The sequence below is a fragment of the Allobosea sp. UC22_33 genome (assembly GCF_042700715.1).
In the GTDB taxonomy this organism is placed as follows: domain Bacteria; phylum Pseudomonadota; class Alphaproteobacteria; order Rhizobiales; family Beijerinckiaceae; genus Allobosea.
Genome location: NZ_CP170556.1, coordinates 1,373,886 through 1,390,600 on the forward strand (window position 1 = coordinate 1,373,886; position 16,715 = coordinate 1,390,600).

General features: G+C 66.8%; 21 protein-coding genes and 1 tRNA gene. 13 read left to right on the top strand and 9 right to left on the bottom strand.

What is annotated here, in order from left to right:
* Positions 1 to 68 precede the first annotated feature (68 nt).
* Positions 69 to 827 (top strand): phosphatidylserine decarboxylase, encoded by a 759-nt coding sequence (locus ACFJGT_RS06530; RefSeq protein WP_377847063.1) that lies wholly within the window; start codon positions 69 to 71, stop codon positions 825 to 827.
* A 235-nt stretch (positions 828 to 1,062) separates the two neighbouring features.
* Positions 1,063 to 1,905, top strand: coding sequence for a CDP-alcohol phosphatidyltransferase family protein (locus ACFJGT_RS06535; RefSeq protein WP_377847066.1), 843 nt, complete (start codon positions 1,063 to 1,065; stop codon positions 1,903 to 1,905).
* A 13-nt stretch (positions 1,906 to 1,918) separates the two neighbouring features.
* On the opposite strand, the gene ACFJGT_RS06540 is transcribed toward ACFJGT_RS06535, so the two are convergent.
* Positions 1,919 to 2,302: a hypothetical protein gene (locus ACFJGT_RS06540; RefSeq protein ID WP_377847068.1), complete on the bottom strand. Its 384-nt coding sequence runs from the start codon at positions 2,300 to 2,302 to the stop codon at positions 1,919 to 1,921.
* A 302-nt stretch (positions 2,303 to 2,604) separates the two neighbouring features.
* On the opposite strand from ACFJGT_RS06540, the gene ACFJGT_RS06545 reads away from it, so the two are divergent.
* From ACFJGT_RS06545 to ACFJGT_RS06575, 7 genes are all read left to right on the top strand, one after another.
* Positions 2,605 to 3,213 carry a Maf-like protein gene (locus tag ACFJGT_RS06545; RefSeq protein ID WP_199091495.1) on the top strand — a complete coding sequence of 203 codons (609 nt, stop codon included), beginning with the start codon at positions 2,605 to 2,607 and terminating at the stop codon, positions 3,211 to 3,213.
* A gap of 95 nt (positions 3,214 to 3,308) precedes the next feature.
* Positions 3,309 to 4,130: an SDR family NAD(P)-dependent oxidoreductase gene (locus ACFJGT_RS06550; protein WP_377847071.1), complete on the top strand. Its 822-nt coding sequence runs from the start codon at positions 3,309 to 3,311 to the stop codon at positions 4,128 to 4,130.
* Entirely contained in the window at positions 4,123 to 4,329 is a 207-nt protein-coding gene (gene yacG, locus ACFJGT_RS06555) for a DNA gyrase inhibitor YacG (protein WP_377847073.1), read from the top strand. Before ACFJGT_RS06550 ends, yacG begins: the two co-directional genes overlap by 8 nt.
* 77 nt (positions 4,330 to 4,406) lie before the next feature.
* Positions 4,407 to 5,432, top strand: coding sequence for a Dyp-type peroxidase (locus ACFJGT_RS06560; RefSeq protein ID WP_377847074.1), 1,026 nt, complete (start codon positions 4,407 to 4,409; stop codon positions 5,430 to 5,432).
* Entirely contained in the window at positions 5,429 to 6,700 is a 1,272-nt protein-coding gene (locus ACFJGT_RS06565) for an NAD(P)/FAD-dependent oxidoreductase (RefSeq protein ID WP_377847075.1), read from the top strand. The genes ACFJGT_RS06560 and ACFJGT_RS06565 overlap by 4 nt, the downstream gene beginning before the upstream one ends.
* A gap of 107 nt (positions 6,701 to 6,807) precedes the next feature.
* Positions 6,808 to 7,122 carry a hypothetical protein gene (locus ACFJGT_RS06570; protein ID WP_377847077.1) on the top strand — a complete coding sequence of 105 codons (315 nt, stop codon included), beginning with the start codon at positions 6,808 to 6,810 and terminating at the stop codon, positions 7,120 to 7,122.
* A 169-nt stretch (positions 7,123 to 7,291) separates the two neighbouring features.
* A tRNA-Phe gene (locus ACFJGT_RS06575) sits at positions 7,292 to 7,368 on the top strand.
* Positions 7,369 to 7,399: 31 nt separating this feature from the next.
* Here ACFJGT_RS06575 and ACFJGT_RS06580 read toward each other — a convergent pair.
* Both ACFJGT_RS06580 and ACFJGT_RS06585 read right to left on the bottom strand, forming a co-directional pair.
* Complete coding sequence (locus tag ACFJGT_RS06580) at positions 7,400 to 7,588, bottom strand: hypothetical protein (protein ID WP_377847079.1); 189 nt, start codon at positions 7,586 to 7,588, stop codon at positions 7,400 to 7,402.
* A gap of 5 nt (positions 7,589 to 7,593) precedes the next feature.
* Complete coding sequence (locus ACFJGT_RS06585; protein WP_377847082.1) at positions 7,594 to 8,439, bottom strand: alpha/beta hydrolase; 846 nt, start codon at positions 8,437 to 8,439, stop codon at positions 7,594 to 7,596.
* 143 nt (positions 8,440 to 8,582) lie between these two features.
* On the opposite strand from ACFJGT_RS06585, the gene ACFJGT_RS06590 reads away from it, so the two are divergent.
* The gene (locus ACFJGT_RS06590; RefSeq protein WP_377847084.1) at positions 8,583 to 8,996 is read left to right on the top strand and encodes a DUF2177 family protein; all 414 of its coding nucleotides are present in this window, start codon (positions 8,583 to 8,585) and stop codon (positions 8,994 to 8,996) included.
* A 21-nt stretch (positions 8,997 to 9,017) separates the two neighbouring features.
* Here the strand turns inward: ACFJGT_RS06590 and ACFJGT_RS06595 are convergent, their stop codons facing one another.
* From ACFJGT_RS06595 to ACFJGT_RS06620, 6 genes are all read right to left on the bottom strand, one after another.
* Positions 9,018 to 10,040, bottom strand: a complete 1,023-nt coding sequence (locus tag ACFJGT_RS06595) for an SAM-dependent methyltransferase (RefSeq protein ID WP_377847086.1) — start codon at positions 10,038 to 10,040, stop codon at positions 9,018 to 9,020.
* On the bottom strand, positions 10,037 to 10,840 hold the full coding sequence (locus ACFJGT_RS06600) for a DUF1295 domain-containing protein (RefSeq protein WP_377847088.1): 804 nt from the start codon (positions 10,838 to 10,840) through the stop codon (positions 10,037 to 10,039). The genes ACFJGT_RS06595 and ACFJGT_RS06600 overlap by 4 nt, the downstream gene beginning before the upstream one ends.
* Entirely contained in the window at positions 10,837 to 11,460 is a 624-nt protein-coding gene (locus ACFJGT_RS06605) for a ChrR family anti-sigma-E factor (RefSeq protein ID WP_377847090.1), read from the bottom strand. The genes ACFJGT_RS06600 and ACFJGT_RS06605 overlap by 4 nt, the downstream gene beginning before the upstream one ends.
* Positions 11,457 to 12,044 carry a sigma-70 family RNA polymerase sigma factor gene (locus ACFJGT_RS06610; RefSeq protein ID WP_377848936.1) on the bottom strand — a complete coding sequence of 196 codons (588 nt, stop codon included), beginning with the start codon at positions 12,042 to 12,044 and terminating at the stop codon, positions 11,457 to 11,459. The genes ACFJGT_RS06605 and ACFJGT_RS06610 overlap by 4 nt, the downstream gene beginning before the upstream one ends.
* An 88-nt stretch (positions 12,045 to 12,132) precedes the next feature.
* A complete protein-coding gene (locus ACFJGT_RS06615; RefSeq protein ID WP_377847093.1) occupies positions 12,133 to 12,501 on the bottom strand; it encodes a DUF2147 domain-containing protein in 369 nt (122 codons plus the stop codon).
* 30 nt (positions 12,502 to 12,531) lie between these two features.
* On the bottom strand, positions 12,532 to 13,116 hold the full coding sequence (locus tag ACFJGT_RS06620) for a hypothetical protein (protein WP_377847095.1): 585 nt from the start codon (positions 13,114 to 13,116) through the stop codon (positions 12,532 to 12,534).
* A 164-nt stretch (positions 13,117 to 13,280) separates the two neighbouring features.
* Between ACFJGT_RS06620 and ACFJGT_RS06625 the strand changes: the two genes are divergently transcribed.
* From ACFJGT_RS06625 to ACFJGT_RS06635, 3 genes are read left to right on the top strand one after another with little or no spacing between them, the layout of a single operon-like run.
* Positions 13,281 to 14,618 carry an NAD(P)/FAD-dependent oxidoreductase gene (locus ACFJGT_RS06625; protein ID WP_377847097.1) on the top strand — a complete coding sequence of 446 codons (1,338 nt, stop codon included), beginning with the start codon at positions 13,281 to 13,283 and terminating at the stop codon, positions 14,616 to 14,618.
* Positions 14,615 to 15,418 carry a DUF1365 domain-containing protein gene (locus tag ACFJGT_RS06630; protein ID WP_377847099.1) on the top strand — a complete coding sequence of 268 codons (804 nt, stop codon included), beginning with the start codon at positions 14,615 to 14,617 and terminating at the stop codon, positions 15,416 to 15,418. Before ACFJGT_RS06625 ends, ACFJGT_RS06630 begins: the two co-directional genes overlap by 4 nt.
* A complete protein-coding gene (locus tag ACFJGT_RS06635; protein ID WP_377847101.1) occupies positions 15,415 to 16,650 on the top strand; it encodes a class I SAM-dependent methyltransferase in 1,236 nt (411 codons plus the stop codon). Before ACFJGT_RS06630 ends, ACFJGT_RS06635 begins: the two co-directional genes overlap by 4 nt.
* Positions 16,651 to 16,715: the final 65 nt, after the last annotated feature.

Genomic DNA, 16,715 nt, shown 5'->3' on the forward strand with positions numbered 1-16,715 from the left:
CGTGCGCCGGGGCTTTCCCTTCGCGCCGGAACCTCCTAAATCAGCGCAACGCTCGCTGCCGGCCTTCGGTGGCGACCAAGCCATTCCCGCGCGCCCAGCGCCGGCAGCCCAACGGAAACCGCCCCATGTCCCTCGTCGATTCCGTCCGCAAGGTGATCGTGCCCATCCACAAGGAGGGTTATGTCTTCATCGCGATCGGCCTCGTGGCGACGATCATCCTCGCCAATCTCTGGTCGCCCTTCGGCTGGATCGGCGCGATCGTCACGATCTGGATCTGCTATTTCTTCCGCGATCCCGTGCGCGTCACACCGCAACGGGAAGGGCTGGTGATCTCGCCGGCCGACGGGCGCATCAGCCAGATCGCCCAGTCGCTGCCGCCGCCGGAGCTGGAGCTGCCGGCCGAGCCGATGACCCGCATCTCGATCTTCATGAACGTCTTCGACTGCCATGTGAACCGCGCGCCCGTGCCCGGCCGCATCGCCAAGATCGCCTATACGCCCGGCCTCTTCCTCAATGCCGAGCTCGACAAGGCGAGCGACGACAACGAGCGCAACGCGCTGGCGATCGAGACCAAGTCGGGCATCGTCGGCGTCGTCCAGATCGCCGGCCTGATCGCGCGCCGCATCGTGCCCTTCGTCAAGGAAGGCGACGTACTGGGCACCGGCGAGCGCTTCGGCCTGATCCGCTTCGGCTCGCGCGTCGACGTCTACCTGCCGTCGCATGTCGTGCCGCTGGTCGGCGAGGGCCAGACCGCGATCGCCGGCGAGACCGTGCTCGCCGACCTGACCGGCAACGAGTCGGTGGCGCGCAGCTTCCGCGACATCTGAGGGTTGAAGGGCGCCTGAGAGGCGGTGTCATCCCGTGCGCGCTGCGGCATGTAATGCCGCTGCGCAGACACGGGACCGCCCTCCGGTACGGGCGCTCCTCCGACGCTCCCGAGAAGAACGCCTTCTCCCGATGACGATCCCGCATCAGCGCAGCGGCCCTCCGCGCCGCAGCGCGCGCGGGATGACGCGCGCCGGCGCCTAGCCTGCGTCCCAAAAACCGCGTATTCCGGCTGACATGAGCGACCTGTTCCCCCCCTTCGAGCCCGAGCGCGTCGAATCCAAGCGCGCCCGCTTCAAGCCGATTCCGTTTCGGCTGCTGGCACCGAACGTCATCACGCTGCTGGCGCTCTGCCTCGGCCTGACCGCGATGCGCCTCGTCGTCGAGGGCAAGCTCGAGACGGCGACGATCTGCATCCTGATCGCGGCGGCGCTCGATGGTGTCGACGGCCGTCTGGCGCGCCTGCTCAAGGGCACCTCGCGTTTCGGCGCCGAGCTCGATTCGCTCTCCGATTTCGTCAATTTCGGCGTCGCCACCGGCTATGTCCTGTGGATCTTCGTCCTGCACGATTTGAAGTCGTTCGGCTGGATCATCGTGCTGACGCTGGCCTGCGCCATGGCGCTCAGGCTGGCGCGCTTCAACGTGATGATCGACGATCCCGATCGTCCGGACTGGCAGAAGGACTTTTTCGTCGGCATGCCGGCCCCGGCCGGCGCGATCACCGCGATGCTGCCGGTCTATCTGCACATGATCGGCGTTCCCGTGCAGGAATACGGCGCGCTCTTCGTCGGCATCTACATCCTGTTCATCGCCTTCCTGACGATCTCGCGCATCCCCTGCTATGCCGGCAAGACGCTCGGCACGCGCGTGCCGCGGACCCAGGTGCTGCCGATCTTCGTCGCTGTGGTGATCGTCGCGGGCCTGCTCTTCGCCTACACCTTCGAGGTGCTGACCGTCGTCGTCGTCGCCTATCTCGCGCTGATCCCGGTCAGCGTCGTGCGCTACCGCAAGCTGGAGCGGGCGCACGCCCTGTCTGCGCCGGCTCCCGCGACGGGACCCGGTTTGGACAGTCAGGTCTGACGTCAGCCGAAGCCTAGCGGCGATTACCGCTGAGTCGCGCCGCATTGGCGCGGGTGCGCCGCGCAAAGGGCTCCAGCGTGCTGTCGGCAGCCCTGACCGCCGCCGTCGCGAGGTCGAACTGGCCTGGCGGGTGGAGGGCGAGGCCCCACCAGAAGGCGGTCGTCGCCTGCATTGCGGCAACGCTGCTCTCGAACACGGCCGAGGCCTTCTCCATCACGGCCTTGGTCGCCTCGCGCTGGCCGCGGCTGTCTCCGAAGGCGCCCCTCATCAGCAGCGGCATCCGCATGGCGATGGTGAGGCCGGCATCCGCCTGCATGGACATCAGGCGCGCCGCAAGAACCTGCGCCTCCGCCCCGGTCGCAAGGGCGGAGCCCGTCGATTTGCGCGATCTCGGCATGGTGGACTCCGGTAAGCCGACGAAACCAGGAGACGTAACGCCGAGGGGGTAGGAGTGTGCCGTCAACGGCAGCGCTTGGCAATGCCTAGTATACCACGGCGGTCGACCGCGATCGCATGGAACCGGCGCGCGACGTCCGAAATGCGGAAGGTGATGTTCCGGCCGCTGCCGGCGCGGATGGATTTATCCCCCTGCCGAAATGCTCTAAGGCTGGCCTGTGCCGAAATCCTCCGGCCCCCGGAATCCTGTCGAGCAGCCTGTTGAGCCTTTTCTCCACTCCCAAACATCCCGGCTGGCGGCCGATGCTCGTTCTCGCATCGGCCTCGCCGCGCCGCCTCGCCTTGCTGGAGCAGGCCGGGCTGAAGCCCGATGCGCTGCTGCCCGCCGATCTCGATGAGACCCCGCTGAAGGGCGAGCGCCCGCGCGACCTCGCCCGCCGCCTCGCCCGTGAGAAGGCGCAGGCCGCGCGCGAGGGCGCCAAGGCCCGCGCCGACCTCGAAGGCTGCTATATCCTCGCCGCCGATACGGTCGTGGCCGTCGGCCGGCGCATCCTGCCCAAGGCCGAGATCGTCGACGAGGCCGCCGCGTGCCTGCGCCTGCTCTCCGGCCGGGCGCATCGCGTCTATACCGGCGTCGCGCTGGTGACGCCTTCGGGCGCGGTCCGCGAGCGCATCGTCGAGACACGCCTGCGCTTCAAGCGCCTCTCCACCGAGGATATCGAGACCTATCTCGCCTCGGGCGAATGGCGCGGCAAGGCCGGCGGCTATGCCGTGCAGGGCATCGCCGGCTCCTTCGTCGTCAAGCTCGTCGGCTCCTATACCGGGGTCGTGGGCCTGCCGCTCTACGAGACGGTCAACCTTCTCGGCGGCGAGGGCTTCCCCATCCGCTTCGGCTGGATGAACGCAGCCTGACACCGCGTCCATTCGGGTTGCCTGAACGCGTCTCGCGGTCGATCTTGCCGCCGGGAACGCGGGCGCTCGAACGCGCCGACAAGGGGGAAACAGACATGACGGGACGTCTGAGCGGCAAGGTCGCGATCGTGGCCGGGGCGGGGGCGATCGGGCCGGGCTGGGGCAACGGCAAGGCGACGGCGACGATCTTCGCCCGCGAAGGTGCCAGGGTCGTCTGCGCTGACATCAACCGCGATGCCGCCGAGGAAACCGCAGCCATCATCCAGAATGAAGGCGGGCAGGCTTTTGCCGTCCAGACCGACGTGACCAGGGCCGACCAGGTCGCCGAGCTCGTCGGCCACACACTCGGCCGCTATGGCCGCATCGACATCCTCGACAACAATGTCGGCATCGCCGAGGTCGGCAGCGTCGTCGATCTCTCGGAGGAGGTCTGGGAGCGAGTCTTCAAGGTCAACCTCACCGGCGCTTTCCTCGCGATGAAGCATGTCATCCCGGTGATGCAGCGCCAGTTCGAGGAGACGGGCGAGGGCGGCTCGATCATCAATATCTCCTCGATTGCGTCGATCCGCCACACCGGCGTGCCCTATGCCAGCTATTCGGCGACGAAGGCGGCGTTGAACCAGCTAACCCGAACGACGGCAGTGCAGTTTGCGCCGCAGAGGATCCGCGTCAACGCGATCCTGCCCGGCCTGATGAAGACGCCGATGGTCGAGCATTCCGCCGGCCTCGCCGCCGTCTACGGCAAGGGCGATGTCGACGCGATGTGGGCCGCGCGCGCCGCTCAAGTCCCGATGGGGCATATGGGCGAGGCCTGGGACGTGGCCAATGCCGCGCTCTTCCTCGCCAGCGACGAGGCGCGCTACATCACCGGCATCGAGCTCATCGTCGATGGAGGCATCACGCTCAAATATGACTGACACCGACAAAGCACTGCCGGCCGCGAAGCCGTGCTCGATCTGCGGCAAGCCGGCGGTCGCGCGCTTCAAGCCGTTCTGCTCGACGCGCTGCGCCGATATCGACCTCGGCCGCTGGCTCAAGGGCAGCTATGTCATCCCCGGCGAGCCCGTCGAGGAGGCGGAAGAGGGCGCCCCGCAGCAGCGTGAGCGCGAGGACTGAAGCAGCGCAGCATGGATTGAGTTCCAGGCTCGCCTCGGTGCAAGCTGGGGAGGAGAGGCCGCCGAGCGGGATCGCCCATGCCACCAGATCTGCCATCGATAACCTCGCAACCGGTCGTGGCGACGCTGACCCGCTCGGCGATCTTCCTGATCGTGACGATCAATCCCGGCCGGGAGGCAGAGACGGCGGTGCGCGGTCTCTGCGCCGACCTGTCCTCGCTGCTCAGAGCGGTCGGCTTCCGCGATCTCCAGGGCAACCTGTCCTGCGTCATGGCCTTCGGGTCGCAGGCCTGGGACCGGCTGTTCGACGGGCCGCGGCCCAGGGAGCTGCATCCCTTCCGCGAAATCCGCGGTGTGCATCACGCCGTCTCGACGCCGGGCGACATCCTGTTCCACATCCGCGCGACCAAGCGGATGGACCTCTGCTTCGAGCTGGGGCGGCAGATCATGATCCGGCTCGGTGGCGCCGTGACGGCCGTCGACGAGGTTCACGGCTTCAACTATTTCGACGATCGCGACCTGATCGGCTTCGTCGACGGCACCGAGAATCCGGCGGGCCCCGACGCGATCCGCGCCACCCTGATCGGCGATGAGGACGCCCCCTTCGCCGGCGGCTGCTATGTCATCGTCCAGAAATACCTGCACGACATCGCCGGCTGGGACAGCATGCCGGTCGAGGAGCAGGAGAACATCATCGGCCGCCACAAGCTCTCCGATATCGAGCAGCCCGATGCGGTGAAGAAGCCCTATGCCCACAATGTCCTGACCAGCATCACCGAGGATGGCGAGCCGGTCGACATCCTCCGCGACAACATGCCCTTCGGCCAGGTCGGCACGGGTGAGTTCGGTACCTATTTCATCGGCTATTCCCGCAACCCCCGCCGGATCGAGCGCATGCTGGAGAACATGTTCGTGGGATCGCCGCCGGGCAATTACGACCGCCTGCTCGATTTCAGTCGCGCGGTCACCGGCTCGCTCTTCTTCGTGCCCCCGGCGACTTTCCTCGACGGTGTCCCGGCCGAGAAGGCTGCCCCTGAACCGGGCTCCGCGGCCTCGCCATCGGGGCTGCCCGGTGACGGCGCGCCTGCGCCGCAATGCCGATGAGCGCCGCCGCAACACATCACGTCGTCATCGTCGGCGCCGGCTTCGGCGGGCTTGAGGCGGCGCGCAATCTCGCCAGCGCCCCGGTCAGGATCACGCTGATCGACCAGCGCAACCACCATCTGTTCCAGCCCTTGCTCTATCAGGTCGCCACCGCCTCGCTGCCGACCTCCGAGATCGCCTGGCCGATCCGCTTCCTGCTGCGCAGCCACAAGAACGTCACGACCTTGCTGGGCACGGTCACCGGCGTCGACAAGGCCAGCAAGCAGGTGCTGCTGGAAGGCGAGCGGCCGATCGCCTTCGACACGCTGATCCTCGCGACCGGCGCCCGTCATTCCTATTTCGGCCATGACGAGTGGGAACCTTACGCGCCGGGCGTGAAGACGCTGGAGGACGCGACCCGCATCCGGCGCCGCATCCTCTCGGCCTTCGAGCAGGCGGAGTGGGAAGCCGATCCCGAGCGACGCGCCGAATGGCTGACCTTCGTGATCATCGGGGCAGGGCCGACCGGCGTCGAGCTTGCCGGCACGATCGCGGAGCTGGCGCATGACACGCTGCGCGGCGATTTCCGCAATTTCGACACGCGCAGCGCCCGCGTGGTGCTGGTCGAGGCCGGCCCGCGCATCCTGGCAGGCTTCACGGAGGATCTATCCGCCTATGCCGAGAGGGCGCTGAGCCGCCTCGGCGTCGAGATCAGGCTGGGTCAGCCGGTTTCCGAATGCCGTGCGGACGGGATCGTGCTCGGTGGCGCGATCCTGCCGGCCCGAACCATCCTCTGGGCAGCGGGCGTCGCCGCTTCGCCGGCGGCGGAATGGCTGGAGGCACCGGCCGACCGTGCGGGCCGCATCCGCGTCGAGCCTGATCTGACGGCCCCCGGTGAGTCCGATATCTTCGTGATCGGCGATACGGCCTTCGTCGCGGGTGCCGACGGCAAGCCGGTGCCCGGCGTGGCGCCGGCAGCCAAGCAGCAGGGGCGTTATGTCGCCGGCCTCATCAAGGCGCGGCTGCGGGGCAAGACGGCTCCAACACCCTTCGCCTACAGGAATGCCGGCAATCTCGCGACGATCGGCAAGCGCGCGGCCATCGTCGATTTCGGCTGGATCAAGCTGCGCGGGCGCCTGGCCTGGTGGATCTGGGGCATCGCTCACATCTTCTTCCTGATCGGCCTGCGCAACCGGCTCGCCGTCGCGCTCAACTGGCTGTGGATCTATGTCAGCGGCCATCGCAGCGCCCGACTCATCACGCAGCGCGATCCCGAAAGAAGCGGCTAACCAAACGGCAGGTTTGCCGCTCCCTTCGATCCCCTTTCGATGATAGCTTGAAGCTTGCTTGGCCTGTTGGAGCAATCTCCTGCGATGGAGGAGCGATGGCTGCCTTGATGAAGGACCTGCTGGCACGCGACATCGAAGCGTTGCGCGTTGACGTGCTCAAGGCCGGCGTCCTCAACGCCAAGGCCTTGCAGGAAAGCGCGGAATCCCATGTTGCGCATCTTCATGACGTGCTGCGCGAATCGCGCGAGCTGCATGAAGCCTCGTTCCAGGTGGTGAACGACACCATCGGCTTCGCCAAACTGCTCTACGGCCATGCCGGCATCGCCGAATCGGAGCAGGCCCGGCGCACGGCGCTGGCCGCAATCGATCGGCTGGCCGGGGTGCTCGGGCGCTGCGAATGGCGGGAGGCAAGTTCTCCCTGAGCGATGTCGCCCGCCGGTTCAATGACGCCGATTTCCGCTTGCCCGATCCACAGGCCCGGAGCCTGTCGGCGCCCTATTGAAGAAAGCCGGCTGAAGTGACTGGACAGGCCGAGCGCCTGCCTCTATATCGCCCCCACCAACACGGACGGCCTCGCGCCGCTCCCGGTTCGCCCAGGTAGCTCAGTTGGTAGAGCATGCGACTGAAAATCGCAGTGTCGGCGGTTCGAACTCCGTCCCTGGGCACCATCTACCTTCTCAAGGGCTTAGGCCCTGGAGGCTAAAGCAGAAAATCAGCAGTTGCCGCCGCCTGTTCTGGCGCGTCCCGTTTCGCGATTCTCAGCTCGGCAACCCGGATGGATTGGGCAACGGCGCCGCGGTTGTAGCCCATCGTCGTCGATATCTGGGTGTGGGTCGCGGCCTTCATCACGTCGGCTGGCTCCGCGCCCGCCTCGAAGGCTTCGGACAACCGGCTCATCGCGCTCGAAGAAATGCGACAATCTCGTCGAGAATGGGCGCTTGCCACTGCAGAATCCGGGACAGCGCAGTCGCTGTGCCGGCATGGCCGAGTCCCGGATAAATCTTCAAAGAAACGGATGGGGCACCGGCCTTCTTGAGGGCCAGCGCAAGGCGCTCGCTGTTGCGTGGCAGGACAGTGGTATCCTCCGATCCCGTCGCCAGAAAGATTGGCGGGGCGTCGCGGCGCGCGAAATTGATCGGTTGCGTCCGGGCAGGGTCGCGGGCGTTTCCGAACGCCTCCTTCGTCACGTCGATATCGAACGGCAGAAAGTCGTAGGGGCCGGAGAGGCCGATAGTGGAGCGGATATCGCTCGCGCGCATGCCCACAGCGGCAAGATAACGCCTGTCCAGCGTCAGCATCATCGCATTGTAGGCGCCCGCCGAATGTCCCATCAGGTGGATCGCCTCCGGGGCGCCGCCGAAGCGGGCAATGTTGTCTCGCACGAAGCGCAGCGCCAGCGCGCCGTCCTCGATGAAGACCGGGAAGCGGACCTCCGGGACCAGGCGGTAATCAGCGATCACCGTGACGAAGCCGCGCGCCGAAAGCGCGTCCCCCACGAAGGAATAGGTCTCCTTGGCCCCATTGGCCCAGGATCCGCCATAGATGAAGAACACCACCGGCTTCGGCGCGCTCCCGCCACCGGAAGGCACGTAGATATCCATGCGCTGCCGGGGATGCGGGCCATAGGCCACATCGCGCGCGCCTTTTGTCAGGGCGCCGGGGCGCAGGGCTGCGCAGGCAGGCAAGGCAAGTCCGGCAAGCAGCGGCAGGATGGTGCGTCGGATAATCCGGATCGTCATGGTCACCTGCGGCCGAGGAGGTATCGCCTTCTATACGCTCGGCCGGCCGAAACGGATTTCCATGGCGATGGGGCAGGATCGCAAACACAACTGAACCATCTCGGCCCGCTCGGCGTATCTCCCGCAAGACCAGGGAGATCGCCATGCGCTTCGTTGCCGGTTACGTCGCCTTCCTCATCGCCTTCGGCATCTGCGACGCCATCTGGCTGGGCACGATGACGACGAGGCTGTACCGGCCTGCGCTCGGCGATCTGATCGTAGAGCAGGTGCGCTACTGGCCGGCGGCGCTGTTCTATTTCGGCTTTCCGCTCGGGGTCGTGTATTTCGCGCTGATGCCCGCGCTACGCGACGAGAGTGCGAGCGCCGCCTTGCTCAATGGCGCGCTCATCGGCCTGCTGGCGTATGCGACCTACGACCTGACCAACTACGCCACGCTGCGGCCCTGGACGCTGACGATCACGCTCGTCGACCTCGTCTATGGCACGGTCGTCGTCGGCCTGTGCACATGGGTCGCCTTTATCGCGGTCCGGCGCCTTGCCGGCTGGGGCTGGGTCTAGTCCCCACCCCCAGCCGATCGGTCAGGCCGCACGCAGCCTGTAGTGGTGGACGCCCCAGGCATCGCCCTGAGCATGGCCGAACAGTCCGCTTGTCGCCAGGAAGAACAGCCGCCAGCGCCGGCGCCAGAGCGGCGCATCCGCCCCATAGGTCTCGCGCAGGATCGGATCGATCGTCGCGAGATTGCGATCGAAATTCGCCAGCCAATCCTCGGCCGTGGCGCGGTAGTGCTCGCCGCTCCAGCGCCATTCTTCCTCCACCGTGAAGAGATCGGGGAACTGGTGCGCCAGCGTCGCACTCGGCATCAGGCCGCCGGTGAAGAAATGCTGCGCGATCCAGTCGCCCGTATCGCCCGCATCGAAGCGGTAGCAGCCCTGCCGGTGGGCGAAGACATGGATGAAGAGCCGTCCGTCCGACTTCAGCCAGCCACGAACCCGCCCGAGCAGTTCGCGCCAGTTCGCCATGTGCTCGAACATTTCGACGGAGACGACGCGATCGAACCGCTCCTCCGTCCCGAACGCGTTCATGTCGGCAGTGACGACGCGGAGATTGCCGAGATGACGGCGTTGCGCCTGCTCTTCGATATAGGCGCGTTGCGAAGCCGAGTTGGAGACCGATACGATCCGTGCCTGCGGATAGCGCTCCGCCATCCAGAGCGAGAGCGAACCCCAGCCGCAGCCGAGTTCGAGGATGTCCTGCCCATCGGCGAGATCGGCATGCTCCGCGGTCAGCTCCAGCGCATTGTCTTCCGCCGCGGCCAGCGTGTCGCCGGGATCCGCATAATAGCAGGAGGAATACTTGCGCCGCGGGCCGAGCACCTGATCGAAGAAGGCGGCCGGCACCTCGTAATGCTGGGCATTGGCCGCATCGGTATGAACGGCGATCGGGAAGTCGGCCATGTCGCGGGCGAAGGCCGCGGCATCGGCCGATTGCGCGGCCAGCGACCGGGCCGTGCGCCCGACCAGCGACGCGATCACCATGCGGCTGACGGCATCGGGAACGGGCAGCCCTTCGCCCCAGGTCGAAAGCTTCTGCATGATCGTCATGACGTCGCTCCTTTCGGCGGCAGCGGGATCAGGGCGCTGGTTCGATTCTGGTAGGCGCGATAGGCCTCGCCGTGCTTGGCGAGCATGTGCTCCTCCAGAGGCGGAATGCCGGAGATGCGGGTGAGCAGCAGGGTGATGCAGGCCGGTGCCAGCAAGGCGAGCCAGCCCCAGGGGTAGCCGGTCGCGAACGCGATCACGGGATAGCAGCACCAGAGCAGGCATTCGAAGAAGTAGTTCGGATGCCGCGACCAGCGCCACAGGCCGGAGTCGCAGACGCCGCCTGCTCCCGACCGTGCGAAGGACCGCAATTGCCCATCGGCGATGGCGCCTCCTGCAAGGCCGGCGACGAATACGGCGACACCGGCAATATCCTGCCAGCCCAGCGCCGGCGCGGTGCTATGTGCCGCCAGCACGATCCCCAATCCCAGGGGTATGCTGACCAGCGCCTGCATCTGCAGCAGCCGGGCCAGTTGCCGTGGTGCGGCGCTGCCCCAGTCCCGCTTCAGCTTCGCGTAGCGAGGATCTTCGGTGATGCCGGCGGTGCGTTGCGCGATGTGCAGGCCGAGCCGAAGCGCCCACGCCAATGCGAGCCCGGCCACGACGAGGCGTCGTGGCATCGGCCCCGCCCCGAAGGGCAGCAAGGCGCCGGCAACCCCCGTCAGCCCCAATCCGAAAGTCCAGACCACGTCGATCCAGCCGGAATTGCCGGTGCGACGCTCGACCAGCGTCGCCAGGGCCATGAAGGCGGACATGGCCACGGCGACGAAGACCAGAGCTGCTGCGAAGGACGCGATCGTCAAAACCGCACCAGCGGTTGCAGCAGCCGGCCGAGCCAGCCCTGCAACTGCACGCTCCCGGTCATCGCGACGATGCAAGTACAGCCCTCGACGGGATCGACCCGCGGCGTATGGTCGTGCTCGGCATCGGCCTCGTCGAAATCGCCGGCTGCGTAGCGCCCATATTCGTGCTCATAGGCGCCGGCGAGGATCGTGGTCCACTCGAACCCGGTATGCTTGTGGTGCGGCAGGGAGATTCCGGGCCCCGCGCGCAGCATGAAGACGCGCGCATCTGCTCCGGGAACCTCGACGCGCCGCATGGCGATGCGGATGCCGATGGGGCGCCAGGGGCCGAGGCCATAGGGGCGCAGCACCTTCGGCATCCCCTCGGACATCGGGGCGGTCTCAAGCGACGCTGCCTCGGGTCGTGCTGCTGGGGCCACAGGGCTTGGGCCGGAAGCCATTGCGACGGGCTCGACCGCCTCCAGCAGCGCGCCTTGCACGGCCTGGAGCTCGCGCAGGCGGCCGCGGCTCTCCTGGTCCGCCTCGATATGGCAGGCGACGACGACCGCGAGGCCTTCGTCGAGCTGGCCCGCTGCGAAGGCGGCAAGCGTCTCGTCAGACGGGCGATGCGACATGCTCATCGCAGATCCTCCAGCCGGCCGCGCAGATGCGACAGGGCCAGGCGCAGGCGGGATTTCACCGTGCCCAGCGGGATCGCGAGGCGATCGGCGACATCCTGATGGCTGAAGCCTTCGATGAAGGCGAGTTCGACCACGCGGTACTGGTCAGGTGAAAGCTGGGTCATCGCGGCTCGCACGCGCGCATCGCGTTCGGCGCCGGAGAGCATCGCATCGGGTTGTTCAGGGGCTTCTTCATCCAGGATCTCGTAAACTTGCGACAGCCGCGACCGGGTCTCGCGTCGGGCAATGTCGATGCGCAGGTTGCGCGCGATCGTTGCGATCCAGGTCGAGGCGCTGGCCTTCGCCGGATCGAACAGGGCGGCCTTCCGCCAGACGGCCAGGAGCGTTTCCTGCGCGACCTCCTCGGCCAACTCGGCCGGGGCGCCGCCGCGCATCAGCAATCCCTTCACGCGCGGCGCGAAATGGTCGAACAATTCGGCAAAGGCCGCCCGGTCGCCCGAGCGCGCGATGGCGGCAATCAGACTGTTGGGGTCGAACAAGACGATAAACCGAACTCCTTGCGCGACAGCTCCCGCGTTGCGCATGCCGTCGACGGTCAGGGCGAGTGCGGGAACCATATACGAGATACGCGGCCGGCTCCGCACTGGATCACTTGGGCGGGAGCGGGCGCCATCACTCCACGGCCTTCCAGTTCACGTCACGGCAGATCAGTTTCGCCGCGATGCAGCCGCGGGTGGTGAGAGCACCGGGTTTAGCGGTGATCGTCATCGAATAGGTCCAGTCGCGCTTCGCGTCGTAGGCGCTGCCGGAAAACGTACCGTCGGGCTGGCGGGCCAGCGTCATGACGAGCTTGTCGCCGGCCGCCTCGCCCGTGCTGGTGTCGCCGATCCAGAGATTGGTGGCGCAGATCTTGTCGCCGCAGGGCGCGATCCTCACGCGGGCGTTGCCGTCGTCGCGCAACCATGTCCCGTCGAGATCGTTGGCGGCGGCGCTATGGGCCGAAAAAGCGACGAGGGCGAGGACAAGCGGAAGGCGCGTCATGATGAAGTCCTTTCGGCGGATGCGTTTCGTCTACGCTCCGGCAGCGCCGCCGGTTTCATCGGCGCGCGAATTTGTGTCCGGACGCCCGACGAACAGCCATCCGATCAGGGCGGTCAGGGATGCCGCGCTCAGAAAATTCAGGCGCTGCAAGGCTGCGTATTCGTCGGGCCCATAGAGATGTATCGGTGCCCCCAGGATGGCGGCCGGCAGCAGATAGGCGGCGAAGGCCAGCGCCGCGAAGCCGAGCGCGAAGCGGCGCTCCGTGCGGCGAAACAGCATCATTGCCAGCATGAGGCAAGGAAACAGGAATACCTCGACCCCTGAGCCCGGGCCAAAGGCGGCCCGGCAGAGCAAGGTATTGCCGATGCCGGCGACAAGAAGCAGCGATCGCCCGAGCACGGCGCTGCGCCGCATGACGGCCGGCACCGCCGCGAAGAAGGGCGTCGATAGGAAGGTGAGATAGGACGGCGTGACGACGGGCGAGACCGCCCAATAAAGATAGAGCGGGTAGAAGGGCTGGTTCGAGACGATCACCAGCGCGACGGTATTGGCGATCGCGGCCCGCGGATCGGGATGCGCCGCGTAGGCGCCGATCGCAGCAGCGACCCGTTTCATTCGGCTCATCGGCATCGTCGCCCTCGCGGAAAGTCCCGGCCTGTCTTCGTTTACGCAGGAAGCGCTGCGGCGGGTCACTCGGCCGGCGCGCTTTTGCTCGCGCGGCGGCAAATCCAGTCCGGCCCCAGCCGCGTATACCCGTCATGATCGATGAAGCAGCGACGATGGAACGGGCACAGGGCAAGGCGATGCGGATCGCCGTGATCGGTGCCGGCATATCCGGTCTCTCCGCGGCCTGGCTGCTGGGGCAGGCGCATGACGTGGTGCTGTTCGAGGCCGCGCCTCGCCTCGGCGGTCACGCCAACACGGTTCGCATCACGGGGGGCGGCGGCGAGACGGCGGTCGATACCGGCTTCATCGTCTACAACGAGGCGACCTATCCGAACTTCATCGCGCTGATGGAGCATTTGTGCGTCGCCACCCAGCCGACCGAGATGTCCTTCGCCGTCTCGCTCGATGGCGGGCGTCTTGAATATAGCGGCACCAGCGTCGCAGGCCTGTTCGCCCAGCGCAGCAATCTCGTGCGCCCGCGCTTCTGGGCCATGCTGCAGGATATCACCCGCTTCTACCGGAATGCATCGAAGGACGCGCTGACGGGCGGCTTGGCCGGCATCTCGCTGGGCGACTATCTCGCCGCCGGATGCTATGGCACGGCTTTCCGGGACGATCACCTCCTGCCGATGGCAGCCGCGATCTGGTCGGCTCCCTGCTCGGAGATCCTGTCCTATCCGGCCACCGCCTTCCTGCGCTTCCATCACAATCACGGGCTGCTCCAACTCAGCGACCGGCCGGTCTGGCGCACCGTCACAGGTGGCAGCAGCGTCTATGTCGAGCGGCTACGCGCCGCCTTTTCGGGTGAAGTCAGGGCCGGCACGCCGGTGCGTCAGGTTCGACGTGGGGCAAACGATGTCGTCCTGACGGGCGACGGCTGGACCGAGACCTTCGACCAGGTCGTCTTCGCAGGTCATGCCGACCAGACGCTCGCCATGCTCGCCGACCCCAGCCCGACGGAAGCCGAGGCGCTGGGCTCCTTCCGCTACAGCCGCAACCGCGCCGTCCTGCATGGCGACGAAGCGTTGATGCCCAAGCGCCGCCGCGCATGGGCAAGCTGGAACCATATCGGTCAGCGCGCGCAACCGGATTCCGCCTGCGCGGTGACATACTGGATGAACCGGCTCCAGGGGCTGCCGGAGGCTCAGCCCTTCTTCGTCACGCTCAATCCGCCGGATACGCTGCGCGAAGAAGCCATCTTCCACGAGGAGATCTACGAGCATCCGCTGTTCGATGCCGCTGCTCTCGACGCGCAGGAACGGCTCTGGTCCTTGCAGGGCATGCGTCGAAGCTGGTTCTGTGGAGCCTATTTCGGATCGGGCTTCCACGAGGATGGCCTGCAGGCGGGGCTTGCCGTCGCCGAGGCGCTCGGCGGCGTCCGCCGGCCCTGGAACGTCCCCGACGAATCCGGTCGCATTCCGATCCTGCCCCGGCTGGAGCAGGCCGCATGACCCTGCAATCCGCCCTCTATGTCGGCCTTGTCAGGCACCATCGGTTCAGGCCCCGGCCGCATGGGCTGGCCTATCGCGTGTTCTGGATGCTGCTCGATCTCGACGAGATCGATGGGTTGTCGGCGAAGCTCCGCTTCTTCTCGCGCAACCGCTTCAATCTCTACGCTTTTCGCGACGCGGATTATGGCGATCGCAGCGGACGGCCCCTGCGGCTCCAGATCGAGGAAACCCTGGCCAAGGCCGGGATCGCGCATGACGGCGGCCCGATCCGTCTGCTGACCATGCCGCGCATCCTCGGCTACGCGTTCAACCCGCTCAGTACCTATTTCTGCTACCGCCGCGACGGTAGCCTCTGCGCGACCGTCTACGAGGTGCACAATACCTTCGGCGAGATCCATAGCTATGTAGCGCCTGCCGACGTCTCGGAAGGCGCGCTGAGGCAGGAGGCCGACAAGGCCTTCCACGTCTCGCCGTTCATGAACCTCGACATGCGCTACGCCTTCACGGTCACCGCGCCAGGAGAACGCGTCTCCGTCGCCATCGAGGGCAGCGACGCCGATGGGCGCCTGATCGCCGCCGTGTTGAGCGGCAAGCGCACGGAACTGAGCGACGCGAGCCTGCTGCGGCTGCTTGCAACCCATCCGCTGCTCACGCTGAAGGTCACCGCGGCCATCCACTGGCACGCCCTGCGCCTGCTGGCGAAGCGGATTTCCTGGCGGCCCCATCCGGCGGCGCCCGAACACTCCTTCAGTCTTGGCAGAGCCGTGACAGCCCATGCGAAAGGACCGATGAAGCCATGAGCCGTCCCGACGCGGAACAGCATTTCAGCATGCCCGAAGAGGCGCTCGCCTTGCCAGGTGGTATCGGCCTGTCGCGCTGGTTCCTGCGCCGCGTGCTCTCCCGGATCGCCATCGGCCACCTGACGATCTTCACGCCGGATGGCGGACGGCTCTGCAGCGCGCCCGGTCTGCCGGGGCCTCAGGCGACGATGATCCTGAACAATTGGCGCTCGATACGCCGCCTTCTGCTCGACGGCGATATCGGCCTCGCTGAAGCCTATCGCGATGGTGACCTTCATACGCCGGACCTGACAGCCTTGATCGAACTCGGCGCACGCAACAATGCGACGTTGCGCAATCTGGTTTCGGGGGCCTGGCCGGCGCGGCTGCTCAACCGCCTGCGCCACGTTCTGAACGCCAATACCCGCCGCGGCAGCCGCCGCAACATCACGGCGCATTACGATCTCGGCAACGACTTCTACGGCCGCTGGCTCGACGCCAGCATGATGTACTCATCGGCGTTGTATGAGGCGCCGACGGAGACGCTGGAAGCCGCCCAGCAGCGCCGGCTCGACCGGATCGTCGCCATGCTTGACCTTTCCGGCGGCGAGCATGTCCTGGAGATCGGCTGCGGCTGGGGTGCCTTGGCCGAGCGGCTCGCCCGCGAAGGCTGCCGCGTGACGGCGATCACCTTGTCGCCGGCGCAACGCGAGGCGGCGCAACAGCGCATCGCAAACGCCGGGCTGAGCGAGCGCGTCGACATCCAGCTCCGGGACTATCGCGACATTGCCGGGCAGTTCGACCGCATCGTTTCGATCGAGATGATCGAGGCGGTCGGCCGCGCTTACTGGCCGTCCTATTTCGACACTCTCAACCGCTCATTGAAGCCGGGCGGTCGCGTCGTCCTGCAGGCGATCACGATCGATGACGCGTTGTTCGAGAGCTACCAGCAGGGCACCGACTTCATCCAGCGCTACATCTTCCCCGGAGGCAGCCTGCCATCGGTCCCGGTGCTCAAAAGCAGCGCCGAAGCTGCCGCGCTGGCCGTGGTCGAACAGCTCGACTTCGGCGACAGCTACGCCTTGACCCTGAAGGAATGGCGCCGTCGCTTCCAGGAGCGCTGGACCGAGATCGCACCCATGGGGTTCGACGAAGCGTTTCGTCGGCTGTGGGAGTTCTATCTCTGCTACTGCGAGGCGGGTTTCCGCGCCCGGACGATCGACGTCAACCTGATCGCCTTGCGCGGAAAGTAAGCCCCGCGTCTTCGCTTTCGCATCGGTCGGACAGCCCCGTCGCAGGAGATCGAGCCGGTCCGGCG

What these genes read in the sequence shown, in the direction of transcription:
- ACFJGT_RS06540 (WP_377847068.1), bottom strand. Translation starts at nt 2,302, where the DNA reads ATGCCGAGATCGCGCAAATCGACGGGCTCCGCCCTTGCGACCGGGGCG.
- ACFJGT_RS06620 (WP_377847095.1), bottom strand. Translation starts at nt 13,116, where the DNA reads ATGAAACGGGTCGCTGCTGCGATCGGCGCCTACGCGGCGCATCCCGAT.
- ACFJGT_RS06565 (WP_377847075.1), top strand. Translation starts at nt 5,429, where the DNA reads ATGAGCGCCGCCGCAACACATCACGTCGTCATCGTCGGCGCCGGCTTC.
- ACFJGT_RS06590 (WP_377847084.1), top strand. Translation starts at nt 8,583, where the DNA reads ATGCGCTTCGTTGCCGGTTACGTCGCCTTCCTCATCGCCTTCGGCATC.
- yacG (WP_377847073.1), top strand. Translation starts at nt 4,123, where the DNA reads ATGACTGACACCGACAAAGCACTGCCGGCCGCGAAGCCGTGCTCGATC.
- ACFJGT_RS06610 (WP_377848936.1), bottom strand. Translation starts at nt 12,044, where the DNA reads ATGCGCAACGCGGGAGCTGTCGCGCAAGGAGTTCGGTTTATCGTCTTG.
- ACFJGT_RS06535 (WP_377847066.1), top strand. Translation starts at nt 1,063, where the DNA reads ATGAGCGACCTGTTCCCCCCCTTCGAGCCCGAGCGCGTCGAATCCAAG.
- ACFJGT_RS06550 (WP_377847071.1), top strand. Translation starts at nt 3,309, where the DNA reads ATGACGGGACGTCTGAGCGGCAAGGTCGCGATCGTGGCCGGGGCGGGG.
- ACFJGT_RS06595 (WP_377847086.1), bottom strand. Translation starts at nt 10,040, where the DNA reads ATGACGATCATGCAGAAGCTTTCGACCTGGGGCGAAGGGCTGCCCGTT.
- ACFJGT_RS06625 (WP_377847097.1), top strand. Translation starts at nt 13,281, where the DNA reads ATGGAACGGGCACAGGGCAAGGCGATGCGGATCGCCGTGATCGGTGCC.
- ACFJGT_RS06545 (WP_199091495.1), top strand. Translation starts at nt 2,605, where the DNA reads ATGCTCGTTCTCGCATCGGCCTCGCCGCGCCGCCTCGCCTTGCTGGAG.
- ACFJGT_RS06570 (WP_377847077.1), top strand. Translation starts at nt 6,808, where the DNA reads ATGAAGGACCTGCTGGCACGCGACATCGAAGCGTTGCGCGTTGACGTG.
- ACFJGT_RS06605 (WP_377847090.1), bottom strand. Translation starts at nt 11,460, where the DNA reads ATGAGCATGTCGCATCGCCCGTCTGACGAGACGCTTGCCGCCTTCGCA.
- ACFJGT_RS06630 (WP_377847099.1), top strand. Translation starts at nt 14,615, where the DNA reads ATGACCCTGCAATCCGCCCTCTATGTCGGCCTTGTCAGGCACCATCGG.
- ACFJGT_RS06615 (WP_377847093.1), bottom strand. Translation starts at nt 12,501, where the DNA reads ATGACGCGCCTTCCGCTTGTCCTCGCCCTCGTCGCTTTTTCGGCCCAT.
- ACFJGT_RS06635 (WP_377847101.1), top strand. Translation starts at nt 15,415, where the DNA reads ATGAGCCGTCCCGACGCGGAACAGCATTTCAGCATGCCCGAAGAGGCG.
- ACFJGT_RS06585 (WP_377847082.1), bottom strand. Translation starts at nt 8,439, where the DNA reads ATGACGATCCGGATTATCCGACGCACCATCCTGCCGCTGCTTGCCGGA.
- ACFJGT_RS06560 (WP_377847074.1), top strand. Translation starts at nt 4,407, where the DNA reads ATGCCACCAGATCTGCCATCGATAACCTCGCAACCGGTCGTGGCGACG.